General features: G+C 53.2%; 18 protein-coding genes and 1 tRNA gene. 9 read left to right on the plus strand and 10 right to left on the minus strand.

What is annotated here, in order from left to right; translation table 11 throughout:
• Nucleotides 1–38: 38 nt before the first annotated feature.
• From hldE to AC2LB6_RS06760, 3 genes are all read right to left on the minus strand, one after another.
• Entirely contained in the window at nt 39–1,463 is a 1,425-nt protein-coding gene (hldE, locus tag AC2LB6_RS06750; RefSeq protein WP_490092932.1) for a bifunctional D-glycero-beta-D-manno-heptose-7-phosphate kinase/D-glycero-beta-D-manno-heptose 1-phosphate adenylyltransferase HldE, read from the minus strand.
• Nucleotides 1,464–1,533: 70 nt separating this feature from the next.
• Nucleotides 1,534–4,386 carry a bifunctional [glutamate--ammonia ligase]-adenylyl-L-tyrosine phosphorylase/[glutamate--ammonia-ligase] adenylyltransferase gene (gene glnE / locus AC2LB6_RS06755; RefSeq protein ID WP_490092933.1) on the minus strand — a complete coding sequence of 951 codons (2,853 nt, stop codon included), beginning with the start codon at nt 4,384–4,386 and terminating at the stop codon, nt 1,534–1,536.
• A gap of 33 nt (nt 4,387–4,419) precedes the next feature.
• Nucleotides 4,420–5,730 (minus strand): CYTH domain-containing protein, encoded by a 1,311-nt coding sequence (locus AC2LB6_RS06760; RefSeq protein ID WP_490092934.1) that lies wholly within the window; start codon nt 5,728–5,730, stop codon nt 4,420–4,422.
• Between the two features lie 273 nt (nt 5,731–6,003).
• Between AC2LB6_RS06760 and AC2LB6_RS06765 the strand changes: the two genes are divergently transcribed.
• Together AC2LB6_RS06765 and AC2LB6_RS06770 are read left to right on the plus strand one after the other, a co-directional pair.
• On the plus strand, nt 6,004–6,624 hold the full coding sequence (locus tag AC2LB6_RS06765) for a TIGR04211 family SH3 domain-containing protein (RefSeq protein WP_008925741.1): 621 nt from the start codon (nt 6,004–6,006) through the stop codon (nt 6,622–6,624).
• Nucleotides 6,625–6,783: 159 nt separating this feature from the next.
• Nucleotides 6,784–8,016, plus strand: coding sequence for a multifunctional CCA addition/repair protein (locus AC2LB6_RS06770; protein ID WP_490092935.1), 1,233 nt, complete (start codon nt 6,784–6,786; stop codon nt 8,014–8,016).
• A gap of 15 nt (nt 8,017–8,031) precedes the next feature.
• On the opposite strand, the gene bacA is transcribed toward AC2LB6_RS06770, so the two are convergent.
• Together bacA and folB are read right to left on the minus strand one after the other, a co-directional pair.
• A complete protein-coding gene (gene bacA, locus AC2LB6_RS06775) occupies nt 8,032–8,850 on the minus strand; it encodes an undecaprenyl-diphosphate phosphatase (RefSeq protein WP_490092936.1) in 819 nt (272 codons plus the stop codon).
• A gap of 191 nt (nt 8,851–9,041) precedes the next feature.
• Nucleotides 9,042–9,401, minus strand: a complete 360-nt coding sequence (folB, locus tag AC2LB6_RS06780; RefSeq protein WP_490092937.1) for a bifunctional dihydroneopterin aldolase/7,8-dihydroneopterin epimerase — start codon at nt 9,399–9,401, stop codon at nt 9,042–9,044.
• Between the two features lie 108 nt (nt 9,402–9,509).
• Here folB and plsY point away from each other — a divergent pair, with 108 nt between their 5' ends.
• Nucleotides 9,510–10,115 carry a glycerol-3-phosphate 1-O-acyltransferase PlsY gene (plsY, locus tag AC2LB6_RS06785; RefSeq protein WP_490092938.1) on the plus strand — a complete coding sequence of 202 codons (606 nt, stop codon included), beginning with the start codon at nt 9,510–9,512 and terminating at the stop codon, nt 10,113–10,115.
• 29 nt (nt 10,116–10,144) lie between these two features.
• Here the strand turns inward: plsY and tsaD are convergent, their stop codons facing one another.
• Nucleotides 10,145–11,158: a tRNA (adenosine(37)-N6)-threonylcarbamoyltransferase complex transferase subunit TsaD gene (gene tsaD, locus AC2LB6_RS06790; RefSeq protein WP_490092939.1), complete on the minus strand. Its 1,014-nt coding sequence runs from the start codon at nt 11,156–11,158 to the stop codon at nt 10,145–10,147.
• Between the two features lie 277 nt (nt 11,159–11,435).
• Between tsaD and rpsU the strand changes: the two genes are divergently transcribed.
• The 3 genes from rpsU to rpoD all read left to right on the plus strand — a co-directional run bounded on the left by rpsU (nt 11,436) and on the right by rpoD (nt 15,692).
• A complete protein-coding gene (rpsU, locus tag AC2LB6_RS06795) occupies nt 11,436–11,651 on the plus strand; it encodes a 30S ribosomal protein S21 (RefSeq protein ID WP_001144069.1) in 216 nt (71 codons plus the stop codon).
• Nucleotides 11,652–11,769: 118 nt separating this feature from the next.
• Nucleotides 11,770–13,515 (plus strand): DNA primase, encoded by a 1,746-nt coding sequence (dnaG, locus tag AC2LB6_RS06800; RefSeq protein ID WP_490092940.1) that lies wholly within the window; start codon nt 11,770–11,772, stop codon nt 13,513–13,515.
• 335 nt (nt 13,516–13,850) lie between these two features.
• Nucleotides 13,851–15,692 carry an RNA polymerase sigma factor RpoD gene (rpoD, locus tag AC2LB6_RS06805; protein ID WP_090966070.1) on the plus strand — a complete coding sequence of 614 codons (1,842 nt, stop codon included), beginning with the start codon at nt 13,851–13,853 and terminating at the stop codon, nt 15,690–15,692.
• Between the two features lie 69 nt (nt 15,693–15,761).
• Here the strand turns inward: rpoD and mug are convergent, their stop codons facing one another.
• A complete protein-coding gene (gene mug, locus AC2LB6_RS06810) occupies nt 15,762–16,280 on the minus strand; it encodes a G/U mismatch-specific DNA glycosylase (RefSeq protein ID WP_090966072.1) in 519 nt (172 codons plus the stop codon).
• Nucleotides 16,277–16,861: a TetR/AcrR family transcriptional regulator gene (locus AC2LB6_RS06815; RefSeq protein WP_490092941.1), complete on the minus strand. Its 585-nt coding sequence runs from the start codon at nt 16,859–16,861 to the stop codon at nt 16,277–16,279. Before AC2LB6_RS06815 ends, mug begins: the two co-directional genes overlap by 4 nt.
• Nucleotides 16,862–16,999: 138 nt before the next feature.
• On the opposite strand from AC2LB6_RS06815, the gene AC2LB6_RS06820 reads away from it, so the two are divergent.
• The gene (locus AC2LB6_RS06820; RefSeq protein ID WP_490092942.1) at nt 17,000–17,791 is read left to right on the plus strand and encodes an SDR family NAD(P)-dependent oxidoreductase; all 792 of its coding nucleotides are present in this window, start codon (nt 17,000–17,002) and stop codon (nt 17,789–17,791) included.
• Nucleotides 17,792–17,992: 201 nt separating this feature from the next.
• A tRNA-Ile gene (locus AC2LB6_RS06825) sits at nt 17,993–18,068 on the plus strand.
• A 478-nt stretch (nt 18,069–18,546) separates the two neighbouring features.
• Here AC2LB6_RS06825 and AC2LB6_RS06830 read toward each other — a convergent pair.
• Together AC2LB6_RS06830 and AC2LB6_RS06835 are read right to left on the minus strand one after the other, a co-directional pair.
• A complete protein-coding gene (locus AC2LB6_RS06830) occupies nt 18,547–19,002 on the minus strand; it encodes a hypothetical protein (protein WP_490092943.1) in 456 nt (151 codons plus the stop codon).
• Between the two features lie 952 nt (nt 19,003–19,954).
• Complete coding sequence (locus AC2LB6_RS06835; protein WP_490092944.1) at nt 19,955–20,278, minus strand: DUF1493 family protein; 324 nt, start codon at nt 20,276–20,278, stop codon at nt 19,955–19,957.
• A 1,022-nt stretch (nt 20,279–21,300) separates the two neighbouring features.
• On the opposite strand from AC2LB6_RS06835, the gene AC2LB6_RS06840 reads away from it, so the two are divergent.
• Nucleotides 21,301–21,873: a hypothetical protein gene (locus AC2LB6_RS06840; protein WP_490092945.1), complete on the plus strand. Its 573-nt coding sequence runs from the start codon at nt 21,301–21,303 to the stop codon at nt 21,871–21,873.
• The last annotated feature ends 384 nt before the right edge of the window (nt 21,874–22,257 follow it).

A 22,257-nucleotide genomic window follows, 5' to 3' on the forward strand; every position in this document is an offset into this window, starting at 1 on the left:
CCTTTGAGCGGGAGCCAGGCTCCCGCTTACTTTCCGCTTCAGCTGCCGCGAATAGTTTTAATAATGTTGGTGGTAGAGATACCGTCCTCGAAGTTCAGCACCTGCACGTCGCCGCCATTTGCCCACACTTCTTTACTGCCCGCGATATCTTCCGGCTTGTAATCGCCACCTTTGACCAGCAGGTCAGGCAGAATCCCTGCAATCAGCCGCTGCGGCGTATCCTCTTCGAATACTACCACCCAGTCGACCGCTTCCAGCGCGCCCAGCACGATCATCCGGTTTTCCTGCGGATTCACCGGACGGCTTTCGCCTTTCAGACGTTTAGTCGACGCATCGCTGTTCACCGCGACGATCAGTCGATCGCCGAGCTTACGGGCATTTGCCAGGTAAGAGACATGACCGGCGTGCAGAATGTCGAACACGCCGTTAGTCATCACCACTTTTTCGCCACGACGGCGGGCCATCTCAACGGCGGCTTTTAACTGCGCTTCCGTCATGATGCCAAAACCCTGCTCAGGGCGGGCGTGAATTGCATTTTCCAGCTCAACGGTGCTGACGGTCGAGGTACCGAGTTTACCCACCACTACACCCGCCGCCGCATTCGCCAGGAAACAGGCTTCTTCCAGCGAGTCGCCAGCAGCCAGAGCAGCAGCCAGCACGCCGATCACCGTATCACCTGCACCGGTCACGTCATAGACTTCCTGCGCCTGCGTCGGCAGATGCAGAGGCGCTTTGCCCGGCTGGAGCAGCGTCATGCCATTTTCGGAACGGGTCACAAGCAGCGCGGAGAGGTCAAAGTCAGCGATAAGCTGTGTGCCACGCGCCACGATCTCCTCTTCGTTTTTGCATTTGCCGACGACGGCTTCAAATTCCGAGAGGTTCGGCGTCAGCAGCGTCGCGCCCCGGTAGCGCGTAAAATCGGTGCCTTTCGGGTCGATTAATACCGGTACGCCCGCTTCGCGCGCCAGGGTAATCATGGTCTGGACGCTGGTGAGCGCGCCTTTGGCGTAGTCGGACAGCACCAGCGCACCCGCTGCGGCAAGCGAATCACGCATTTTCTGGTGAATTGGCGCCGGATCAACCTGATCAAAGCCCTCTTCAAAATCGAGACGGATCAGCTGCTGATTGCGGGAAAGCACGCGCAGTTTGGTAATGGTCGGATGGCTTTTGACCGCCACGAAATCACAATGAACATTGACATCTTTCAGCGTATTACTTAACACGCGCGCCGCATCATCTTCACCGGTCAGGCCGATCAGGCGAGACGCGGCACCGAGTGCTGCAATGTTCATCGCCACGTTTGCCGCGCCGCCAGGACGCTCTTCAACCGTGTCCACTTTCACCACCGGAACCGGGGCTTCAGGGGAGATACGGCTGGTTGGGCCATACCAGTAACGATCCAACATTACATCGCCAACAACCAGCACTGAGGCTTGGCCGAACGCGGGCAGAGTCACTTTCATTCCAGACACTCCAGACTGCATTAAAAATAGTGCGCGGATGATAGCACAGTTGCGATTTGTGCTATCAGCATCACGCCAGGATAGACGCAGGCGTTATCAGCCAGCGCTGCCAGCTGTTCAGAACCGTCTGCCGCTCCGCTGCGTAAGCCTCTGGTTCAACGTGACCCGGCAGCTCCTGCAGGGCGCGATGGTGCAATGCGTCACGCAGCGTTACATATGCCTGCGTCAGCGCCTGCGCTTCATCAGTGGGCATTTTATGGTACTTCGCCATCAGCTCGAAAATGCGCACATTGTCAGACCAGCGCGTCAGTTCAGGCTGCTCAGCGGCGTAGCGTAAGACAAGATATTGTGCGATGAATTCAATATCGGTGATGCCACCCGCATCGGCTTTGATATCCCAGCGACCTTTGTGTTTGTTGCTGAGGTGAGCACGCATCTTTTCACGCATCTCACGCACTTCAGTTTGCAGCGCGTCTGCGGCACGTGGCAGCGACAGAATCGCCTGACGGATCACGCTGAAGCGCTCGCCCAGGGCCGCCTCGCCAAACACCACACGCGCCCGGACCAGCGCCTGATGCTCCCAGGTCCAGGCTTCACTGCGCTGATACTCCTCAAAGGCCTCAAAGGTACTGACCAGCATGCCTGCCGCGCCGGAAGGACGCAGGCGCGCATCCACTTCGTAGAGAATGCCGGAGGAAGTCCGGGTACTGAAGAGATGCATGATGCGCTGGGCAAGACGCAGATAGAACTGACGGCCATCAATGCTGCGCTCCCCTTCAGTCACCGCGTCAGCCGGACAGTCATGCAGAAAGACTAAATCGAGGTCGGAACTGTAACCCAGCTCCCAGCCCCCCAGCTTGCCGTAGCCCAGTACCGCAAAGCCTCGCTCATGTTCATTACTCAGGTGCGAAGGACGACCGTAGCGTTGCACCATCATATTCCACGCCTGGCGCACCACCGATTCGATAATCGCTTCCGCCAGCCAGGTGAGATGATCGCTGACTTTCATTACTGGCAGCGTGCCAGCAATATCAGCGGCAGCAATACGCAAATGCTGTGCCTGCTTAAACTGCCGCACGGCTTCCAGCTGCTGCTCCTCATCCTCAGTGGGAATTCGCAGCAGATACTGTCGCAACTCGTCACGATAGGCGTCGGTGGCGGTCGGCTGATAGAGCGTGGCGGGGTCGAGCAGTTCATCCAGCAATAAGGGATGACGCGCCAGCTGACTGGCTACCATCGGTGAGGCCGCGCACAGACGAATCAGATGACGCAGGGCACCGTGATACTCCGTCAGCAACTCAAGATAAGTACTGCGTGTCAGCACGCCGATCAGCAGCGGCGTCAGGCGGCCGAGCGTCACCGCCGCATCTTCACGCGGGCAGACTTCGCTCAGCAGCCGCGGCATCAGTTGATCCAGCGCCTGACGGCCACGCGGGCCGATAGTCCGTCGGTTAATATCCTGACGAAACGCCTCCAGCGCCTGATGCAGCGTAAGCCGCTGATCGTCACTGAGCTGCGGCACCAGCGGTGCCAGTTCGCTATCCTCCAGTTGGTCCTGCCACAGCACCTGAAACTCCGCCAGCTCACGCTGATCGCCAATTTCAGGGGTATCTTCGCCAATCAGCTCGTCAAAGATGGCCCGAACCGCCGCCATCTGGCCATCAAGGCGGGTCATCAGGGAAGCCCAGTCGGCACAATCCATCGCCCACGCCAGCCGGGTGCGATGCAGTTCATCCTCGGGCAGCGTCTGAGTCTGCTCATCGCCCAGGCTTTGCAGCAGATTCTCCAGCCGCCGGAGGAACAGATAGGCGTCACGCAGTGCATCGACCTGTTCCGCGGGCAGCAGAGCCAGCGTTTTGATCGCCTCCAGCGTCGGCAGCAGCGCACGCAACTGAAGCGAGCGCTCACGCCCGCCGCGAATCAGCTGGAACACCTGCACGATAAACTCGGTTTCACGGATGCCGCCCGCGCCCAGTTTGATATTGTTTTTCAGCCCGCGTCGCCGCACTTCGCGGCTGATCATCCCTTTCATGTTACGCAGCGACTGGATCACGCTGAAGTCGATGTAGCGGCGATAGACGAACGGTCGCAACATCTGTTGCAGTTCCAGGCTCCAGCGATCGTGGTCATCGCCCATCAGTCGCGCCTTGACCATGGCGTAACGCTCCCAGTCACGTCCCTGCTCCTGATAGTAATCTTCCAGCGCGGCAAAGCTCATCACCAGCGGACCGCTGTCGCCAAACGGGCGCAGTCGCATATCCACCCGATAGACAAAGCCATCCATGGTGGGTTGATCCAGCACTTTGATCAGCCGCTGTCCCATACGGGTAAAGAACTGGGCGTTGTCGAGCTCACGCCGTCCGCCGCGCGTGGTGCCGTTTTCCGGCCAGGCAAAAATCAGGTCGATGTCAGAGGAGAAATTGAGTTCGCCGCCGCCCAGCTTGCCCATGCCGAGGATCAGCAGCGGCTGCGCGTCGCCATCCGCATTACAGGGCGTACCAAAATCACGGCAGCAATCCTGATAGACCCAGTCACGCGCCCGGCTGATCAGCACTTCGGCTAATACGCTGAGCTGCTGCAGGCTCTGTTCGGTTGTGGCGTGTTGCAGAGCCTGCATCCAGGCGACACGCGCCAGCATACGGCGGCGAAACAGCCGCAGTTCACGCATCAGGCTCGCTTCGCTGTCGACATCGTTCAGCGCCTGATTCAGCCACGCAGAGTAGTGTTGCCACTCTTCAGGCTGAGGCGGCTGGTCGAGCATCGCCTGCCACCAGTCGGGATGTTGTTGCAGGTTTTCCAGCACAAAATCGCTGAAAGCCAGCCCGGCGGCCTGCTCCGGGCTTAGCGAAGCCAGAGGAACCCCAAGCTGTCGGGCGGCCTCTTCGGCCTGATCGCGTAGCAACGCGGGAAGTGCTGACAACATAACTCCCTCCTTGATGGCGTAACGGAATGCCCGTTAGCGGGCAGCGCCGCTGGTGAGCCAGAACGGCTGCTGTTTCAGCGCCTGCATCGCCAGCCAGGCTAATCCGGATGTCTGCTTTTCATGGATTGCCGACAGCAGTTGCTGCCAGGGATCGAGCCAGGCCATCACCGTTTCCACGGGATAGGAACCCGCCAGCAGGTGCACCGTCAGCAGCTGACGCGCCAGGCGCGTAGCTTTGTCCTGATACTCATTGGGCTGTTTTACCGTGATGAAGGTTTCTCTTAAATCAGCATTAACGCGGCTCAGCATGATGTCGCTGAAGCGCTTAAACGAACCCTGCAGCTTGGTTTCCCCTTTGGCATCGATCCACTGACGCCACTGAGATTCAGCCAGCCAGTGAGTCAGCGCCAGCTGCGTTTCAACGGAGAGAGAAGAGAGGCAGAAAGCAGTCGCCTCCTGCTCCTCATTCACCAGCGTCTCTTCCAGTGTGGTCAGCTGCTGACGCAATGCACTGCTGGCTTTGCGTGGCACCAGCGCACCAAACAGGCTGAAGGCCTGACGCAGCAGGTCCAGCGCTTCGCGCACCGCATCCTGCGCCGCCGCGTTACCGCGCAGCCAGACTTCTTCATGATATTGCCAGTGACGCAGTCCAGCAGACATTGCAGCGACCATGCCCTGCTCTACGGTCGCTTTAGTGCCGGCTTTCAGCAGCGGGAACGCCTCAATCTGGCGCGGCGGATTACCCTGCGCCAGCTGATAGCCGCGGGCGGCTTTGCTCAGGCTGCCCATACGCAGACCACCCAGCCCCACCAGCTGCTGTGCAAAGGCCAGCAGATCCTGGCGTTCGCCACGTTTCAGCTCCAGTTCGATCTCGCACAGCGGCTCGCTAAGCTCACCCGCTGTGACCGCGCCCTGATCAAACGCCACTTCAATTTCACTGTTGCCTGTGGTGATCAGCCAGACTTCGCGCTGGAAATGGGTGGTGAACAGCGGCTCCAGACGCGACTGTAGCGCCACGACATCGGTGCCCTTTGGCCAGATCTCTGCGGGCAGACGCGCAATGTCCAGCACCGGCTCGCTGAGCTCAACATTATATTCCGGACGCTGATGCAGTCCGCCAAGCGTCTGCCCCGCCGCTTTCAGCGTCATTTCATAACGCTGGTCAACGCCACGGATACGTAATCCCATGTCCCAGCGTCGCAGCTGGTTGTCGTCGGTTTCGAAGTAGATATTGGTCAGCTCGCGAGCAGCCTGATGCTGATTCGGCAGAGTGGAGAGCAGTTCAGCCAGTTTCCCGGCTGCCTGTGGAGTTGCAATGAACTTTAGTTCGATTTCGATGGTCATAATTTTTTATTCACTACGCCGCTGGCACTTAAGAGGGTTTTTCCTGCATATTTCAGGCAATTATCAGCAGGTTACTCACGCTGTCGCCTGGAGGGCAAGGGGTTTATGAGGCGAAGATTAATGCACAGAAGCCGCGCTGTCTCTGCTTTCTTTGCTCTTTCGCAGACCTTTTCGCACTCTCATGAGACCAGGATAGTTCTCATTCAGATTTATGCGAGGCCTCTCCAGACTGTGCCGGTAAATTTTATGTCAGACTAAGCCAAACGAAATCGAATGAAAAAAATCACACTCGCTGGACTCACTTTGCTGGCCCTTAGCACCCTTGCACCTGCCCATGCCGACGAAAAACGCTATGTTTCTGATGAGCTTTCGACCTGGGTACGTAGCGGACCAGGCGATCAGTTCCGCCTGCTCGGTAAGCTGAACGCCGGGGAAGAAGTGCAGCTGTTACAGACCAATAATGACACCCATTATGGCCAGATCCGTGATTCGGAAGGCCGCACCACCTGGATCCCCCTGTCGCAGCTTAGCGCGAATCCAAGCCTGCGCACCCGGGTGCCTCAGCTTGAGCAGCAGGTGAAAGATCTGACGGCCAAACTGGATAACATCGACAACAGCTGGAATCAGCGCACCGCTGAGATGCAGAATAAAGTCGCCAGCAGCGACGGCGTAATCAATGGGCTGAAAGGCGAGAATCAGAAGCTGAAAAATGAGCTGATCGTCGCCCAGAAGAAAGTCAGCGCCGCCAACGTTCAGCTGGATGATAAGCAGCGCACCATCATCATGCAGTGGTTTATGTATGGCGGCGGCGTACTGGGTGTCGGCCTGCTGCTGGGCCTGTTACTGCCGCACATGCTGCCGCGCCGTAAGAAAAGCGATCGCTGGATGAACTGACACTATATCTGTCGGATTTAAGCAGGGGATCGTAGGATCCTCTTTTTGGCATGTCTGCAATCCGGGGAATCTGTGCAACAATAAAATGAGATGCACGGCTGATTTCAGGCGCGGGAGGTGCCCGGCGTGCAGGTCATTTACTTTTCTCTGGAGTTTTGCGTGAAGACGTTTCTTGTTGGCGGTGCAGTGCGTGATGCGCTGCTGAATCTGCCGGTTACAGACAAAGATTGGGTAGTCACAGGTTCCACACCCGAAGCCATGCTCGAGCAGGGCTATCAACAGGTCGGTCGCGATTTTCCCGTTTTCCTGCATCCCGTCAGTCGCGAAGAGTATGCGCTGGCACGGACTGAGCGGAAAAACGGGAAAGGCTACACCGGCTTTGTCACCTGGTCCGCGCCCGACGTGACGCTTGAGCAGGACTTACAGCGGCGCGATCTGACCATCAATGCGATTGCTCAGGATGAAAACGGCGAGCTGGTTGACCCCTACAACGGCCAGCGTGATATTGCCCAGCGCCTGCTGCGTCACGTCTCGGAAGCCTTCAGTGAAGATCCGCTACGTGTACTGCGGGTCGCGCGTTTTGCTGCGCGTTTTGCCCATCTAAACTTTCGTATTGCCCCCGAAACCCAGTTGCTGATGCAGCAGATGGCTGAAAGCGGCGAGCTGTCGAATCTCACTGCGGAACGGGTGTGGAAAGAGACAGAAAAGGCGCTGAGTTCCCGTAACCCGCAGGTCTATTTTCAGGTTCTGCGCGACTGCGGTGCGCTGCAGGTGCTGTTTCCTGAGCTGGATAATCTGTTTGGTATTCCTGCGCCGATTAAGTGGCATCCGGAGATCGACACCGGCGTCCATACGCTGATGACACTGGCAATGGCCGCTGCCCTCTCCAGCGAGATCGATGTGCGCTTCGCCACGCTCTTTCATGATGTCGGCAAGGCGCTGACGCCGCCTGAGCTGTGGCCAAGCCACCACGGTCATGGACTGGCGGGCGTTCCGCTGGTCGGGGCGCTGTGCCAGCGACTGCGCGTCCCAAACGCGATTCGCGATCTGGCGCTGATCGTGACCGAATTTCACGACATTGTGCACACTATCGAACGTCAATCTGCAGCATCGCTGGTGGCGCTGTTTGACCGGATAGATGCCTGGCGTAAGCCGCAGCGCGTTGAGCAGATGGCGCTAACCAGCGAAGCAGATGCGCGCGGGCGAGCCGGGCTGGAGAGCATGCCTTATCCGCAGGGCGACTATCTGCGTCGTGCTTTTGTGCTGGCGCAGGCGGTGCCGACAAAAGCGGTGGTCGAAGCGGGATTTAAAGGGGCAGAAGTGCGGGAAGAGATGACGCGACGACGTATTGCCGCCGTCGCGCAGGGTCTGGCGCTCAGGCAGCCTGACTAGCAGGCTGCCCGGGGTTTACATGAAGATCATGTAAACCGCTGCCGCCACAATAAAGCGGTAAATAGCAAACGAGACAAACGAGATGCGTTTAATCAGCTCAAGGAAGGCTTTAATCGCAATCAGCGCCACGATAAACGCCATCACAAAACCGACCGCGAACATCGGGAAGTCCGCCATTGTCAGGAAGCCGATGCTCTTGTACATGTCCAGCACGGTCGCACCCATCATCATTGGCACTGCCAGGATGAAGGAGAATTCTGACGCTGCATAGCGGCTCACGCCCATCAGCATGCCACCAGAGATCGTTGCACCCGAACGCGAGAAGCCCGGCCACAGCGCTAAGCACTGGAAACAGCCAATCATAAACGCCTGACGATAGGTAATATCATCGACGCCGACGGCTTTCGGCTGTTTTGGCTTAAGGTACTCAGCGACCAGCAGCAGCACACCCCCCACCACCAGCGCGTACATCACGTTGATCGGATTAAACAGCGTTTTAATCTGATCGTGCAGGACCAGACCCACGACCACCGCCGGAACCATACCCAGCAGGATGTGGATCAGCGACAGACGGCCGGTGCCGACACCTTCATGTTTAACTTCGCCAAAGTGAATGCCGATCAGGCCAAACAGACGGCGCCAGAACATCACTACCACAGCCAGAATCGATCCTAACTGGATCACAACTTCAAAGGTCTCGGCTTTTTCACCCTCAAAGCCCAGCAGGTGACCCACTATAATCATGTGCCCTGTGGAAGAGACCGGTAAAAATTCGGTCAGCCCTTCCACAATGCCCAGGATTGCAGCTACCCAAAGCTGATGAATATCTGCCATCAAATGTTTCCTCTATCCGTTTCTAAACCATTAAAAAGGCGGTAGCGCGTGGCTATCGCCTGAAATTATGCCGCTATCAGCCTGAATTAAACCTTAAGGTCTACACCGTTTCGCCTGCTGTAACGAAACGGTACACGCTATGACAGACAGTAATTTGGTTTGGTTTCATTGTGATGGCAATCACATCGTATTTATTTAGGAATAGTCCCGCGCTCAATTCGCACGCCGACCTGCGCCGCCTGGGCTACAGCCCCCGGTTTGCTTACCTTTATGCGGACGCCAGGCGAATTGAAACGGTTCATCAACAGATCCGCGATTTCTTCAGCAACCCGCTCAACCAGGGCAAAACGACCGCCGTTCAGATGCGTCAGGATCGCAGAGGAGACATCCGCATAGCTCAGACAATCCTTCACATCGTCGCTGCTGGCCGCCAGACGGTTATCCCAGGCCATTTCGACATCGAGCACCAGCTTCTGCTGTATGTCCTGTTCCCAGTCGTAAACGCCAATGGTGGTGAACACCGTGAGTTGTTCTATAAATACGATATCCATGATGAGGGTCTCTGTTTTTGGCTAAGCCGGATACCACTTCCGGCGGATTATGCGTATTATCCACAGTTGATGAGATCAAAACGACCCTAAAGGGAACGGTACTGTGTTATGAGTGCTTTCGCGCTTGGTATGATTATTTTCGCGTATCTTTGCGGTTCGATTTCCAGTGCGATTCTGGTCTGCAAACTCGCTGGCCTGCCCGATCCCCGCACACATGGTTCAGGCAATCCTGGTGCCACCAACGTACTGCGTCTGGGCGGTAAAGCCGCAGCAGCCTGCGTATTAGTGTTTGATGTGCTGAAGGGGATGGTGCCGGTCTGGCTGGCCTATCTGATGCATGTCACTCCGCTCTATCTCGGCCTGACCGCGATTGCTGCCTGTCTGGGTCATATCTACCCGGTGTTCTTCCACTTTCGCGGTGGCAAAGGTGTGGCGACGGCATTCGGGGCGATTGCGCCGATTGGCTGGGACTTAACCGGGCTGCTCACCGGCACCTGGCTGTTAACGGTTTTACTCAGCGGCTATTCATCGCTGGGTGCCATCGTCAGCGCGTTGATTGCGCCATTCTATGTCTGGTGGTTCAAACCGCAATTCACCTTCCCGGTTTCCATGCTTTCCTGTCTGATCCTGCTGCGTCATCACGACAATATTCAGCGGCTGTGGCGGGGTCAGGAAGGCAAAATCTGGAAGCGTAAAAAGAAATCTGAGTCATAAAAAAAGCCGGCAAGCCGGCTTTTTTCACATCAGATGGCGGGCAGTTCTGCCAGCGGCCAGCGTGGCCGCACACTGATGCTTAACTCGCCCCGCGTTCCGCCTTTTAACCGCACCATGCCCGCATACGCGATCATCGCACCGTTATCGGTACAGAACTCCGGACGGGCGTAAAACACTTCACCGCCGCGCTTTTGCATCATGATCGCCATCTGCTCCCGCAGTGTGCGGTTAGCGCTGACACCACCCGCAATCACCAGACGCTTAAAGCCGGTCTGATCCAACGCACGCTTACATTTAATCGACAGCGTATCGACTACTGCATCTTCAAACGCACGGGCGATATCAGCACGGGTCTGTTCATCGTCAGGATTAGCGCGAATGGTATTAGCAGCAAAAGTTTTCAGGCCGGAGAAGCTGAAATCCAGGCCCGGTCGGTCGGTCATCGGACGCGGGAAGGTAAAACGCCCCGCCATGCCCTGCTGCGCCATCTTCGACAGCATGGGTCCGCCCGGATAATCCAGACCAAGCAGCTTCGCTGTCTTATCAAAGGCTTCGCCCGCGGCATCATCGATCGATTCGCCCAGCAATTCGTACTCACCGACGCCGGTAACGCTAATCAGCTGAGTATGTCCACCCGACACCAGAAGTGCCACAAACGGAAACTCTGGTGGATTCTCTTCCAGCATCGGCGCCAGCAGGTGACCTTCCATATGATGAACCGGCACGGCAGGCACTTTCCAGGCAAACGCCAGGGCGCGGCCAATGGTCGCACCAACCAGAAGCGCTCCAACCAGTCCAGGACCGGCAGTGTAGGCCACCGCATCAATCTGCTGCGGCTCCAGACCGGCCTCTTTCAGCGCCGCCTGAATCAGCGGCACAGTTTTACGCACGTGATCACGTGAGGCCAGTTCCGGCACCACACCGCCATAATCGGCATGCAGTTTTACCTGGCTATAGAGTTGGTTTGCCAGTAATCCGGCCTCGTCATCATAGATTGCGATGCCGGTTTCATCGCACGACGTTTCAATACCCAGAATTCGCATTGCATCACCTCATTCTTGCGGCGCGCAGTTTATCACAGCAATTGGATGTGCAGCGCAGGCATCCCGCGTAAAAAGTCATTTTCTGTCGGCTAAAGAGTGCGCTATACTCCCGCCCCTGGAAAAACCGGCAGCCGCACAGGCAAACGCTCCTGTTGGTTTCAAATTATCCATGGTGCTTTACAAACCAACTTGAGTTGGAGTAAAATGCTGCACCATTTTGAATTTGCTGGCGCCGCAGTCAGCAGCAAAAACCGAATTTTATCGAGGTGAGAGTTACATGCCGGTAATTAAAGTACGTGAAAACGAGCCATTTGACGTAGCACTGCGTCGCTTCAAGCGTTCATGCGAGAAAGCAGGCGTTCTGGCTGAAGTTCGTCGTCGTGAGTTTTATGAAAAACCGACTACAGAACGTAAGCGCGCTAAAGCGTCAGCAGTTAAGCGTCACGCCAAGAAACTGGCTCGCGAAAACGCACGCCGCACTCGTCTGTACTAAGTCGTTCCGGAGGTTCGCCTCCACCGCGTGATTCACGCAGACAGAGTCAAGTAAAAGGCCGTGCTTTCCGAAAGGAAGCGCGGCTTGTTGCCGTTTATGAGCTGAAAATCTGGGGCGTATGGCTGGACGAATTCCACGCGTATTTATCAACGATTTACTTGCCCGCACGGATATCGTGGATCTTATCGATGCCCGCGTTAAGCTGAAAAAGCAGGGTAAGAATTTCCATGCGTGCTGTCCTTTCCATAATGAAAAAACGCCCTCTTTCACCGTAAACGGCGAAAAGCAGTTCTATCACTGTTTCGGCTGTGGTGCACATGGCAACGCTATCGACTTTTTAATGAACTTTGATCGTCTGGAGTTTGTTGAAAGTATTGAAGAGTTAGCCACTTCCCACGGTTTAGACGTGCCTTACGAAGCAGGCAGCGGGCCCAGCCAGATGGAACGCCATCAGCGCCAGAGCCTGTATCAGCTGATGGAGAACCTGAACGGTTTTTATCAGCAGGGTCTGCAGCAATCCAGTGCGCAGCCAGCACGCGACTATCTTGATCGTCGTGGTCTGAGCGCCGACATCATCAATCATTTCGCCATAGGTTATGCGCCAGCAGGCTGGGACAATGTTCTCAAGCGTTTTGGTAAGCAATCGGAAGACCGCGAGTCATTGATGGAAGCGGGCATGCTGGTCAGCAATGACAAAGGCCGTACCTATGACCGGTTTCGCGACCGCGTCATGTTTCCGATCCGCGATAAGCGTGGACGCGTCATTGGTTTTGGCGGACGCGTGCTGGGCAACGATACGCCGAAGTATCTGAACTCGCCGGAAACCCCTATTTTCCATAAAGGCCGCCAGCTCTATGGCCTGTATGAAGCAGTAAAAAACCATCCTGAACCCGCCCGCCTGTTAGTGGTTGAGGGATACATGGACGTGGTTGCGCTGGCGCAGTACGGCATTGATTATGCCGTTGCGTCATTAGGCACCTCCACCACTGCTGAACATATTCAGTTGCTGTTTCGCAGCACCGACACCGTGATCTGCTGTTACGACGGCGACAGGGCGGGACGTGAAGCGGCATGGCGTGCGCTAGAGACCGCATTGCCTTACATGAATGATGGTCGTCAGCTACGCTTTATGTTTTTACCCGATGGTGAAGACCCGGATACGCTGGTACGTAAAGAGGGTAAAGCCGCCTTCGAAGCGAGGATGGAGCAGGCGATGCCGCTCTCTTCGTTTTTATTTGATAGCCTGCTGCCGCAGGTGGATCTGAGCTCACGCGACGGAAAAGCGCGCCTGAGCACGCTGGCTTTACCGCTGATAACGCAGATCCCCGGGGAGACCTTACGTATTTATATGCGTCAGGAACTGGGGAATAAGCTGGGTATTCTTGACGACAATCAGCTTGAAAAGCTGATGCCAAAGCTGGCCGCAAGCGGAACGGCGCCGGTTGCGCCACCGCTGAAACGCACCACTATGCGCGTGCTGATTGCGTTGCTTATTCAGAACCCGCAACTGGCCACCCTGGTGCCTTCGCTTGATGGGCTGTCTGAGTCAAAAATGCCGGGTTTACCGCTATTTATTGAATTAGTGGGTCGTTGTAATGAGAATCCTGGATTGACCACAGGACAGCTACTAGAGTTATATCGCGGAACAAATTTTAGTCAGACGCTTGAAACGCTGGCGATCTGGAACCACATGATAGTAGATGAAGAAGCCGAAGCGGTGTTTCAGGACTCGCTGGCCAGCATCTATGATTCAGCTCTCGAAGAGCGCCTGGAGTTTTTGATTGCGCGCGAGCGCACACAGGGTCTCAGCACTGATGAGCGCCGTGAATTCTGGACACTCAGTCAGGCGTTTGCCAGGAAATAACCGTTTTCAGCATGCTGCCCATTCCGAACGACGAAAGGGCAGCCGCACGAATTTTAAAGGCCGTCGGCGTCGACGCCAGTCTGGTTACCGCCAGCGCACAGCTTCCGCAGCGTACTAAAGTACGTGAGGAAAGCGAGCACTGCCGGGGAGCAGAATGGCGAGTAAGCCAGGCCCTTAGCACAGAGTTAACACAAGCGGCTTAAGTGCCGAATACTGATGGGCAAAGCCCACGCCGCGACGAAGGCAGCGGCAAGAACTAAACGCCTTCACTGCTTATTGTTGGCGCGCTGCCGACCGACACCAATCTAATTTAACAGAAGTGTGGATACCGTCTTATGGAGCAAAACCCGCAGTCACAGCTCAAGCTTCTTGTCACCCGTGGTAAGGAGCAAGGCTATCTGACCTATGCTGAGGTCAATGACCATCTGCCGGAAGATATCGTCGACTCAGATCAGATCGAAGACATCATCCAGATGATTAACGACATGGGTATTCAGGTGGTTGAAGAAGCCCCTGATGCCGACGATCTGATGCTGAACGAAAACAGCTCCGATACTGACGAAGATGCCGCGGAAGCTGCCGCTCAGGTGTTATCCAGCGTTGAATCTGAAATCGGGCGCACCACTGACCCGGTTCGCATGTATATGCGTGAAATGGGTACCGTTGAACTGCTGACGCGCGAAGGCGAAATCGACATTGCTAAGCGCATTGAAGACGGTATCAACCAGGTTCAGTGTTCTGTAGCCGAATACCCTGAAGCGATTACTTATCTTCTGGATCAATACGACAAAGTTGAAGCAGGCGAGTCACGCCTCTCCGATCTAATCACCGGTTTTGTCGATCCTAACGCAGAAGCAGATATCGCCCCAACGGCAACGCACGTGGGCTCTGAACTTTCTGAAGCCGATCGTAAGGACGATGCAGAAGAAGATGAAGAGGATGACGACAGCTCCGACGACGATAACTCAATCGACCCGGAACTGGCGCGCGAGAAGTTTTCTGACCTGCGTAAGCAGTATGAAACGACCCGCGCCGTGATTAAAAGCAAAGGTCGCAGTCATGCTGCTGCCGTTGCTGAAATCCAGAACCTCTCTGATGTCTTCAAGCAGTTCCGCCTGGTACCGAAGCAGTTCGATTACCTGGTCAACAGCATGCGCATCATGATGGAACGTGTCCGTACCCAGGAACGTCTGATCATGAAGCTCTGTATTGAGCTGTGCAAAATGCCGAAGAAGAACTTCATCACGCTGTTTACCGGCAATGAAACCAATGAAACCTGGTTCAAAGCCGCACTGGCAATGAACAAACCGTGGTCTGAGAAGTTGCTGGAAGTGCAGGATGACGTGACACGTTCCCTGCAGAAACTGGCACAGGTTGAAGAAGAGACCGGCCTGACCATTGAACAGGTCAAAGACATTAACCGTCGCATGTCGATCGGTGAAGCCAAAGCGCGTCGCGCCAAGAAAGAGATGGTGGAAGCTAACCTGCGTCTGGTTATTTCGATTGCGAAGAAATATACCAACCGCGGTCTGCAGTTCCTCGACCTGATTCAGGAAGGTAATATCGGCCTGATGAAAGCGGTAGATAAGTTTGAATATCGCCGTGGTTACAAGTTCTCGACCTATGCGACCTGGTGGATCCGTCAGGCTATCACCCGCTCTATCGCCGACCAGGCGCGTACCATCCGTATTCCGGTGCATATGATTGAGACCATTAACAAACTCAACCGTATTTCGCGCCAGATGCTGCAGGAGATGGGCCGCGAACCGACGCCGGAAGAGCTGGCTGAGCGTATGCTGATGCCGGAAGATAAAATCCGCAAAGTGCTGAAAATTGCTAAAGAGCCGATCTCTATGGAGACGCCGATTGGTGATGATGAAGATTCGCATCTGGGCGATTTTATCGAAGATACCACGCTGGAGCTGCCGCTGGATTCTGCTACCTCAGAGAGCCTGCGTTCTGCCACCCACGACGTGCTGGCTGGCCTGACCGCCCGTGAAGCGAAAGTGCTTCGCATGCGTTTCGGTATCGATATGAACACGGACCATACGCTGGAAGAAGTGGGCAAACAGTTCGACGTGACGCGTGAGCGTATTCGTCAGATTGAAGCGAAAGCCCTGCGTAAACTGCGCCATCCGAGCCGTTCGGAAGTGCTGCGTAGCTTCCTCGACGATTAAGTCCGACAAAAACCCCGGTTCGCCGGGGTTTTTTATGCCTGCCTGTTACCGACCCTGCCCTGACCCACTTCAATGACTCTCCGGATGCAGTTCCAGCCAGAGCTGACGATACGCCCCGACCATCTCGTCCAGTGATGCGCGATTCAGTCCGCTGGGATTCGGTAATACCCACACCTGCGTTTTCCCCATACAAATCGGCTGTTTGCCCCATTCGACTTTGCTCTGCTTAAAGGCGCGACGAAAAGCATCTTTACCCAGAATCGCCAGCGCAGCGGGCTGATAATCCAGCACCTTTTGCATCAGGCGTTTGCCCCCATCGCGCAGCTCATCAGGCGCTAACTCATTCGCCTGCACTGTAGGCCGCTCAACCAGCATGGTGATACCGCAGCCGGTTTCTGTCAGGCGCTGCTCTTCTTCCGGTTTCAGCTGCTGCCGGGTGAATCCCGCCAGATGAATGACTTTCCAGAACCGGTTGCCGGGATGCGCGAAGTGGAACCCCTGATGGGCAGTTGACTGGCCTGGATTGATGCCGCAGAACAGCACATCAAGACCAGAGCTGATGATGTCGCGGATAGCGTGCTCACTCATGCTGCTACCTCCAGCGTACGCTGCTTCAGCGCATCGCGGCTGCGTTGCAGCAGCAGACTGGCCTGCTCCGCATCCGGGCAGGCACGCGCCAGCGCCAGCGCGCCAACCATCTCTGCCAGCATGCTGGAGGCCAGCGCTTCCGCATCGGGCAATCTCAGCTCACCCAGCATCCGCGTCAGACTGGCATGCATCGTATTGAAGCCCTGGGCGAAGATCTGCCGTGTCGGCTGTGGAAGATGGGCTACTTCGCTCACCAGCGCCGCCATCGGACAGCCCTGAGCCGGCGCATTGCGATGCGCCTCAGAAAGATAGCTATCAATAAAATCTGCCAGCTGCTGCGCTGGCTTTGTCACGGACTCCGCAGGCTTGAAGGTATTGGCTTCAGCAAACATATGCTTCAGCACCTCCTCAACCAACTCCTCGCGTGACGCAAAATGCGCATAAAAACCGCCGTGTGTCAGACCGACCCGCTTCATTAACGCCGCCACACCGATTCCTTCGGTGCCGGTTTCACGCATCACACGCGCCGCCTCATCAAGGATACGCTGCCGCGTTTGTGCTTTGCTGCCTTGCTTTTCCATCTCATCTCCTGCGGTGTCTGCTACGTAGTATCTGGCTATTATAGTAATTATTACGCTCATCATATTCCAGCTTGACGAATTATATGATGATCGTCATATTGATGGCTATTATGACGATCATCATACGAGGAACAAGAGATGTCACAATCAGGTACAGCATTTATCACCGGCGCATCCAGCGGTATCGGCGCGACCTATGCAAAACGACTGGCAGCACGCGGTTATGATTTGATCCTGGTCGCGCGCGATCAGGCTCGACTCACCACTCTGGCTGACGCACTGGCAAAGCAGCACGATATTCAGGTAACGGTTATGGCGGCTGACTTAACGCACGAGCAGGATCTACAACGCGTGGAATCAGAGCTCGTAAATAACGCACAGATTACGTTGCTGCTGAACAACGCGGGCATGGGCGTTGAGGGAGAATTTCTTGAGGCGGACATCACACGCATTAACAGCATGCTGGCGTTAAATATTCTGGCTCCCACCCGTCTGGCACAGGCGGCTGGCCGGGCTTTCAAAGCGCGCGATAACGGCATCATTATCAATATCGCCTCGGTGCTGTCGCTGGTGCATGAGATGTTCAACGGCGCCTACAACGCCACTAAGTCTTACGTACTGACTCTGACGCGTGCGATGCAGCGTGAACTCGCAGAGAGCGGCGTACAGGTACAGGCGGTGTTACCCGGCGCAACCCGTACAGAGATTTTCGATCGCGCAGGCCAGTCTATTAATGAAATTCCGGCTGAAATGCTGATGGACGTTGATGAGATGGTAGACGCCGCGCTTGCCGGACTCGACAGCAAGGAGACCGTAACCATTCCGGCGCTGGAGGATCTGCAGATGTGGCACGACTATGATCAGGCACGTGGCACGATGGTTCCCCATCTTTCGCGGAATCAATCAGCATCCCGTTATCGTCAGAACTGAGTTAGCCATCATCTATACGACAGAAGTCCGGGTTCACTAAAGGCACGGAGAAGCATTTTCCGTGCCTGTTTGCGACTTCGGGATCGCGGTTCGCCAGATTTGCTATAGAAATCAGCAGGTAAATGACTGCTGCTTATTTCAGCAACCAGTGGCTGAGTGCTGGATTGCCCTGAAGAGATACTTTATAATCCCTGCTCCGCTGGCCCCTTAGCTCAGTGGTTAGAGCAGGCGACTCATAATCGCTTGGTCGCTGGTTCAAGCCCAGCAGGGGCCACCAAATTTAAGCTGTTAGCTAAGCAGACCAGAACTACCTTTTAGAGGGTGGCTTTTTTGTTTCTGGTACTCAATGTCCCCTTTTCGTCCCCTCATGAAAATAATTGCCTCCATCGCGGGGGCGTATCAGTTGTCACCACCGGGAGTACTCGTAGAAGATTTTCAGAATTCGAAAAAAACCACGAAGATTTTCGTGGTTCTATTGAAGAGTAGGCGTATTACTTTAACGCTCCCCTCGCAGAAGGGCCAACCCCAAAGTGAGTAGGTAGCCAAGCAATAAGAATCCAATAAAACCCACCAGCTTTATCAGTCCACTTTCGAATAAGAACAATGAAAGGAACGCTGCGACGGAGGCAACACCTGTGATAGTGGCAGCAAGAATATGGGATGTACCTATCCCAACGAATCTAGCAATTTTACTTAGAGAGGATTTTACAGAGTTCATTCTCAATGCCTTTACAGATCATAGAATTGCTATTGATTTATTTAATATAAGGTTCCAGCTGATTTTCAACAAGAAAATAGACCATATCAAGATTTTGAGGTGAAACTCTAAAATAGGTCTGTAGATAATTTCGCTGCATACGTCTTGAAGCCAAAGCCGCTTCCTCAATGAGTCCCTGCCACATCAATACGTTCAAGGGAACTGAAACACTGAAACGCAAAAATTCACGATAAACCACAGCGGATGTCGCCTTTCTAATCATCATCGAACCTGCTGTATAAGCAAGCCCAAACTGTGCCCCTGTTTTTCCGGCTAAATGTCCAGCACCATAAGCCAGCTGGTTATTTATCGCTTCTTTTCCTGCATCATTTAACTTTTGATAAAAATCCGTCATAACGAGGGTTATTAAACGGCGTATGGGTTCTTCTTTACTTCCCACAGATCGCATAAGCCTGATAAAACGCTCTGTCTCTCGCTGGTTTCTGTCCCTCATAGCACCACCTGCAAGCCCGCTTCCCTGCCACGATCTTATCACCCCATGCTGCATAAGGCCTGGCACACTGGAAATACCATCCACAATCCCACGTGCAATTTGCTTTGCGTCTATACTTTTTCCTTATAAGCAAATAATTTCCGAGATTGAGAATATCTAATCTGACGCAAAATTTCCATTGGCACTATATTTCAGCGCCGCCGCTGATTAAATATTACATTAAGAAATTCATTTATATGATGATTTTACGATTAGAATGATAAGCATGCTATCTGAAAGATGATCCATCTAAATGCACACAATCAGAATTATTTTAAGCTATAACAATAAGTTATGTTTTCCTGAGATCTTTTTTGAAATCCTATTACTGAAAATCCCTGAAATTCTTTTCACTCTTTTCAGTTGTCGGACTTCGGCAGTAAGCCAGCAGTCATGCGCTCTGACCATGCTGTTTGTAAAAAAATAAAACTGCAAAATTTTTATGATGCAAAACCTGCATGCCGATGCGGTATAGCGCCGATTTTGTCTGCGCGACGATTATTTTATCGGGGCTGACACGCAGCCAGTGCCACGCTGTGCGGATGATCTGTCAGGTGTAATGTTGCGTGATGGCTGCGCCTTTGCATGGCGCAACGTGCGTCTGAGGAGTTCTGATGACGGGTAATAAAAAAACCGCTGTGACAGCGGGTTAGTTTGCTGGATTATTTGCCGATGACGGGGGAATATTTCGTACTGAGCACAGCGGCCTGCTGGCTACTCTGTGCGATGGTACTGCTGCTCGTGGCCTGGCCAGTGATACGATTTCGCGGTGTCCAGATGATTGTCCTGTGCCATATGGCGATTCTCCTGTGAAGGGGTTCCATTATGGGCAGGCCTTAGGGAAGGCAAATCATACTGTTGTAATTGTGTGGCAGCTGACAAAACGGGCAACATTATCAGCCGCTGTGAGCAATCAGAAAAGCCAGCGTCCTGCACGGGCTGACTCAATAAACATTCTTATGGTCAGTGGCTCTTTATCCTGTTTTACAGGTACGCGTGAGAATAGCGAGGAGGTTTTCCAGGGGAAGTAAGCGGTAAGATTGAAGCCCACTGGCTCCACATCAAAGTCATTGAAAAAATTTTTCGCCATTTCAGCGATATCATCCGCCTCGAAATGTTCCTGCAAAATGTCATCGTCGCCGACTTCAATTTTTTTCAACAGGAACGTCGTCACCAGCGGCAGTTCACGCAGAATAAATTCGCGCACGGCATCAGGGATGACTGTCATATTATTCACCAGATTTTAGCTGTTAGATCAGCAGACTAAAGGCACCTTTAAGATGATTTTTTGCACCTGCAATTTGCTAATAACCTTACAATAGCAGGAGATTGCCGTTAACTTGCTCATTGTGCCCCTGTTGATCGCTTAGAGCGGCCTGAACAACGATGGTTAACAAAGCGAAAGCCTTAAATGACTTTTAAAATAACTTAATTATCAACCAGCAGGAGACTCAGACAAGCCTTTTTCAGACGAATATAATTACCTTTTGTCTCGTAAATCTGCCACAATCCCTGTGCATGACAGGGTGAACTGTCCATACTCATACCTGTTTCGTCCTCAATGACGGGCTTAGCACTTCAAAGCAGATACAGTATGCGGAATTCAAACATTTCAATAGTCATAATGTCTGAGAAGTATCGTAGCGATTCGGTTCCCACTGGCTGCTAATGCTATAACCATGAGCACCTTCATTTCATTCAATACGATCAATAATAGGTTTTGTCTCAGATAGTCAGTATTCATAAACTGAAGAAAATGCAGGAAAGTGCAAATGCATCATTTACTTGAAATGCTCTCAGACTTACTAACTTATTGGCCTGTAACATCATCGAAGCGACATAAAAAGCCAGTAAAAGACAAAAATAATATCTCAGGACTTCGCTATAAACCTATATGCAAGATAACGACCGATCACAAAAGTGGTGATATGGCGCAGAGAGATGAGACCAGCTAAGAAAAGGATACTAACGTTTATGAAGTCAGGCTCATTACTTTTGAAATAACATTCAACAGATTAATAACATTAATTAATAGTATCCCATAACTGCTGCCATAGACGTTTATAACACCGACTTTTTTCGCTTAGACTTAAACTGTGCTAACGCTCAACAACTCTCCTTTCATGATTGACTGCGGTAGCATACTTGTACGTCAGTGAATATCAGGGCATGTAGTTATGAATATAACGATGTGTCACCGTATCATTTTTTTGAAGCAATACTGTTAGCCCCTTTAAATAACATGGAATTAAACTGGAAATGGTAAACCGCCTGGATGAACTGAACTTAGAAGAACTTCTATGCCTTAAGGTATTTAGCGAGACATTTGAAGTGATTGGCAAGGATGATTTTAGTAAATCAATAGCAGAATGGGCAGAAAGAGAGATTATAGCTGGAGAAGAATCAGACACACTCCTGATCCTGGCATCATTGAATCTCGAACCCATACCAGACCGCCATGATGTAGAAAAATACCTACACATTTATCAACGTGAAAAAAACATTCAAAATCCAGACATTTATTACAGCGCGTTAGTTTGGCTCAGGAGGGAGATAAGTTATTTAATAACAGCTTCATCATCAAATGAGATAGAAAAAAGGTTGGCATTTTTCACTCACTACTTTTTGGATTATCCGCCAAGAGCTTTCGCCAGAATAACGAATTTAATTTCTAATTTTTATTGGGAGCTTTACGACGAAGCAGTACCCGTTTTTAACTCCAGAGCTTCAGAGATGAGTGAACATCAACTGATCACTTACGTGAGAACACGTTTACGACCTTTCTATCGAATTCTTAGTAACCGTGATTGGTTACGGATTTTAGTTGACTAGTTTTCAAAAAAAGTGGCAGCAAAGTGGCAGCAGGGCGCAACGCTATGTGCCACTTTTCATCACTATTCGGCATGATGAAAAATTAAAAATCAGTAAGTTACTGATTTAACTCGCTTCAAATTGGGGCTCATAATCGCTTGGTCGCTGGTTCAAACCCAGCAGGGGCCACCAAATTTCTAAGCCGTGATAGCAGAAACATGATTATCACGTTTTCCCTCATCCGAACCCGAACCATTCAATCTATTTAATATGTCCTATGCGCGTCTATGTCTGGCTCCGGTTAAACGCCTCACCAATAACTATCACGTGAATTTGCCAGGCGAACTGACCCCTGCATCCCACCCACAATTCCCTCCCCCACCCTATTCCCCCGCGCAAACCCCA

It is taken from the genome of Pantoea sp. RCC30.1 (assembly GCF_058148845.1).

Excerpts from the sequence above, each read along its gene's own strand:
- hldE (WP_490092932.1), bottom strand. The coding sequence starts at position 1,463 with ATGAAAGTGACTCTGCCCGCGTTCGGCCAAGCCTCAGTGCTGGTTGTT.
- glnE (WP_490092933.1), bottom strand. The coding sequence starts at position 4,386 with ATGTTGTCAGCACTTCCCGCGTTGCTACGCGATCAGGCCGAAGAGGCC.
- AC2LB6_RS06760 (WP_490092934.1), bottom strand. The coding sequence starts at position 5,730 with ATGACCATCGAAATCGAACTAAAGTTCATTGCAACTCCACAGGCAGCC.
- AC2LB6_RS06765 (WP_008925741.1), top strand. The coding sequence starts at position 6,004 with ATGAAAAAAATCACACTCGCTGGACTCACTTTGCTGGCCCTTAGCACC.
- bacA (WP_490092936.1), bottom strand. The coding sequence starts at position 8,850 with ATGGCAGATATTCATCAGCTTTGGGTAGCTGCAATCCTGGGCATTGTG.
- folB (WP_490092937.1), bottom strand. The coding sequence starts at position 9,401 with ATGGATATCGTATTTATAGAACAACTCACGGTGTTCACCACCATTGGC.
- plsY (WP_490092938.1), top strand. The coding sequence starts at position 9,510 with ATGAGTGCTTTCGCGCTTGGTATGATTATTTTCGCGTATCTTTGCGGT.
- tsaD (WP_490092939.1), bottom strand. The coding sequence starts at position 11,158 with ATGCGAATTCTGGGTATTGAAACGTCGTGCGATGAAACCGGCATCGCA.
- rpsU (WP_001144069.1), top strand. The coding sequence starts at position 11,436 with ATGCCGGTAATTAAAGTACGTGAAAACGAGCCATTTGACGTAGCACTG.
- dnaG (WP_490092940.1), top strand. The coding sequence starts at position 11,770 with ATGGCTGGACGAATTCCACGCGTATTTATCAACGATTTACTTGCCCGC.
- rpoD (WP_090966070.1), top strand. The coding sequence starts at position 13,851 with ATGGAGCAAAACCCGCAGTCACAGCTCAAGCTTCTTGTCACCCGTGGT.
- mug (WP_090966072.1), bottom strand. The coding sequence starts at position 16,280 with ATGAGTGAGCACGCTATCCGCGACATCATCAGCTCTGGTCTTGATGTG.
- AC2LB6_RS06815 (WP_490092941.1), bottom strand. The coding sequence starts at position 16,861 with ATGGAAAAGCAAGGCAGCAAAGCACAAACGCGGCAGCGTATCCTTGAT.
- AC2LB6_RS06820 (WP_490092942.1), top strand. The coding sequence starts at position 17,000 with ATGTCACAATCAGGTACAGCATTTATCACCGGCGCATCCAGCGGTATC.
- AC2LB6_RS06830 (WP_490092943.1), bottom strand. The coding sequence starts at position 19,002 with ATGAGGGACAGAAACCAGCGAGAGACAGAGCGTTTTATCAGGCTTATG.
- AC2LB6_RS06840 (WP_490092945.1), top strand. The coding sequence starts at position 21,301 with ATGGTAAACCGCCTGGATGAACTGAACTTAGAAGAACTTCTATGCCTT.